The following is a 3550-nucleotide window of genomic DNA, read 5'->3' as shown; positions in this document are numbered from 1 at the left end:
CCAATCCCTTGAATTCACTAATGAGCGCCCATTCCAAAATGTTTTGATTCATGGACTCATTCGTGATGAAGAAGGCCGCAAAATGTCTAAATCATTGGGTAACGGTATTGACCCAATGGATGTTGTTGAAAAATATGGTGCAGATAGCTTACGTTGGTTCCTATCAAACGGCTCTGCCCCAGGCCAAGACGTTCGTTTCTCTTACGAAAAAATGGATGCCTCATGGAACTTCATTAACAAAATCTGGAACATTTCCCGTTACATCCTCATGAACAATGAAGGATTAACAATTGAAGAAGCAGAAAACAATGTGGCTAAAGTAGCAGCCTCAGAAGCAGGAAATGTGACAGACCAATGGATTCTTCACAACCTCAATGAGACTATTGTCAAAGTTACCGAAAACTTTGACAAGTTCGAGTTCGGTGTTGCCGGCCACATCTTGTACAACTTCATTTGGGAAGAATTCGCCAACTGGTATGTTGAGCTCACTAAAGAAGTGCTTTATTCTGACAATGAAGACGAAAAAGTCATGACCCGCTCAGTCCTCCTCTACACCTTGGACAAAAATTTTACGCCTCCTTCACCCAATTATGCCTTTTGTGACTGAAGAAATCTACGCTCAATATGCCCAAGGCTCAATCGTTACAGCAGCTTACCCAGTCGCTAACGATGCTTTTGAGAATGCGGTAGCCCACCGCGGTGTTGAGAGCTTGAAAGACCTGATCCGTGCTGTCCGCAATGCGCGTGCAGAGGTGAACGTTGCACCAAGCAAGGCCATCACCATCTTGATTAAAACGTCAGACAAAGAGTTAGAAGACTTTTTTAAAGCCAACGAAAACTACATCCGACGTTTTACAAACCCTGAAAAATTAGAAATCTCAGCTGCCCTGCAAGCCCCAGACATGGCCATGACCAGCATCATCACAGGCGCAGAAATCTACCTCCCACTAGCAGACCTGCTCAACGTGGACGAAGAACTCGTTCGCCTCGATAAAGAATTGGCCAAATGGCAAAAAAGAACTAGACATGGTCGGCAAAAAAACTCAGCAACGAGCGCTTCGTTGCCAATGCCAAACCAGAAGTCGTCGAAAAAGAGCGAGAGAAGCAAGCAGACTACCAAGCTAAATTTGATGCGACGAAGGAGCGTATTGCCGAAATGAAGAAGTTGGTTAGATAGTTAAAATCATTCACTACTTCCGCAGAGTCCTGCCGCTAGACCATCAGTCTAAGCGACAGGACTCTTTGTTATATTGAAGTGATTTTAACTTGCTAATCTTTAGATACAAATTAGCAAGAATAGCCCTACCATCAGTACTGTCTACGGAGCTCTGTCTCGTCTCAACTGCGGATGGAATGTTAGAAGGGTTATCGTTCTGGAACTTTTGACTTATTGAAAAAATAGACAACATTAGTATAAATAACTATACTTCTTGTACCATGAATTCACCGTAACAATTAATAATTAGTAAATAAAAAAATAGACAATTATCATAAGAGTAACTGTCTATTTTTTTCGGTAAATTATTTTATAAATAAAATTGAGGTACAAACCAGTTTTTAAAAGTGATAAAGTGACTCTTTGTCAATATAAATGTCTGAATATAAAAAAGTATAGATATCCATATCATCAAAAATATCAAAAGGTCAGTCATCGTTATAATCTAATAATTTTTTGATGTTTATATTAGATTCTTCATTTAGAGATTCAAGATATGGAACTGCTTTTTTTGCAATTAAAAACAGATAAATTTCCTCAATGACACTATGTGCTTTATATGATGAACCGACTTTATTTCTTGAGGCATATTGAGTCAAAACTTTACTTAAATTATAAACAAATTCATAATCGTATTTTGTAATGAATTGTTGTGGTAACTGGGATAAAATTAAAGAAACATCCAATTGTCCTAAATGACTTCCATCGGGTAGATTAGATAATTCTTCTAAATCATTATCAATATCATCAGAGAGTATTTCACATCCAGCAATAAATGAAAGTGCAGGTGTAAGTCCTATTGACTTATAAGCAGCTTCAGGCCAAATATTATTGTCTTTTGCCTCTTCAAATAATTTTTCTATTAATTCACATTCTTCTTTTGGAAAGTTGTCCCAAAATAATAAGTCAAGTATTGTATCCTTATATGCTAAAGGAATTACACCACCGTTTTTTCAAATGCCTCCCAATCTGATTCAGACATGTTGGATATTTCTGCTAAATCATTTGACGATAAGCCAACTTCTAACTTACGATGTTTAATACAATTTGTAAGTGATGGATTAAAATTTCTGTTAGTTAGATCTTTTCTTAAGATGCTTTGTAAATACTTTAACGTGAGTCACACTGAGACGAACAATTATCCTTTAAAGTCTGTAAACGCTTTATTTACTCTAATATTCTATGATATAATTAGAATTATTAAGAAAATCTATGGATATTGAGGAATAGCAGTGAAAGTCTTGATTACATCACCTCGGGCGCCGGTTGCGATTGACTGGGTTAGTCTAGCACTTAAGTCAAATCACGAGGTTCACTTAACTGATAGTTTAGAATCGTCCCTTGCCTTTTTTACATATGAGCAAGGACGAAGACCCATTTACCATAAAATTGCTGGCCCACGATATGATTTTCCATCCTATGCTAAAGCAATGATTGCACTGATTAATCAAGTAGATCTGGTCATTCCTACCTGTGAAGATATCTTTTATTTGGAACAGTTGCCCTTATCTGATAGCAACCGAGCTAAGTGCTTGATGCCAGAAAAAGATTTAATCTTTCAACTGCATCATAAATATGCCATTTACCAAATCATTAAAAATCCAGTTGGAATTATCTATCCAAAGACTAAATTATTAGAATCATGGTCTGATTTAGATCAAAATCAACTTTCCTCAACTATACTCAAACCGGTCTTCTCCCGTTTTGGAAAAAGAGGTTATTCGAGATATTAGTAGGGAGACTTATCTGAATAAGCCAATCTCCTCCAGCTATCCATGGGTACAACAGGAAAAAATTAATGGTCAAAATCTCTGTTCCTATGCTATCTGCCATCATGGAGAAGTATTAGCTCAAGTTGTCTACCAAGCACAATACTGCTTGAACGGTTCGGCATCTTCCTATTTTGAAGCCTATGACGAGCCTAGAATAAATGCCTTTGTTTCGGATTTTGTGGCTAGGACAGACTACCATGGTCAAATTGCCTTCGACTTTATTGATAATGGACAGGCTATCTACCTCTTAGAGTGTAATCCAAGGGCCACCAGTGGGCTCCATCTCCTCTCAGCAGGATTAAGAATTGAAGAAGCAGGAATCAGCTATACTGAAACTGGAAAACTACCCGTCAAAAGTATGGGCAAAGGTCTCTATTTCCTTTTTGGGTTGCAAGCACTAGGCCAAGGGAAAATAGCAGAGCTGATTAGAGACAAAGACGCTCAGAAAGTATACTGAAAGGTGTACCAATGCACCACCTCATAGCTGTGCTGGCAGAATTCACTAAAATCGTCGCATTGAAAAAAATCAGCCTGACCCAGGCCAGCACAGATGATATCCAAT

The 3550-nt window shown here is 38.0% G+C and carries 2 protein-coding genes and 2 pseudogenes; 3 read left to right on the top strand and 1 reads right to left on the bottom strand.

Translation table 11 applies throughout. From position 1 onward, the window contains the following. Positions 1-1177: pseudogene (locus FQT24_RS00020) on the top strand (class I tRNA ligase family protein); the annotation flags it as partial. A gap of 349 nt (positions 1178-1526) precedes the next feature. On the opposite strand, the pseudogene FQT24_RS11170 reads toward FQT24_RS00020, so the two are convergent. Then, positions 1527-2312 (bottom strand): annotated as a pseudogene (locus FQT24_RS11170) (hypothetical protein). A gap of 145 nt (positions 2313-2457) precedes the next feature. On the opposite strand from FQT24_RS11170, the gene FQT24_RS00010 reads away from it, so the two are divergent. Both FQT24_RS00010 and FQT24_RS00005 read left to right on the top strand, forming a co-directional pair. After that, positions 2458-2949 (top strand): ATP-grasp domain-containing protein, encoded by a 492-nt coding sequence (locus tag FQT24_RS00010; protein WP_143951806.1) that lies wholly within the window; start codon positions 2458-2460, stop codon positions 2947-2949. Then, positions 2921-3445, top strand: coding sequence for an ATP-grasp domain-containing protein (locus FQT24_RS00005; protein WP_143951805.1), 525 nt, complete (start codon positions 2921-2923; stop codon positions 3443-3445). The genes FQT24_RS00010 and FQT24_RS00005 overlap by 29 nt, the downstream gene beginning before the upstream one ends. Positions 3446-3550: the final 105 nt, after the last annotated feature.

It is taken from the genome of Streptococcus mitis, assembly GCF_901542415.1.
GTDB classification, from domain to species: domain Bacteria; phylum Bacillota; class Bacilli; order Lactobacillales; family Streptococcaceae; genus Streptococcus; species Streptococcus mitis_BL.
This window is presented reverse-complemented; position numbering and strand designations above follow the sequence as displayed.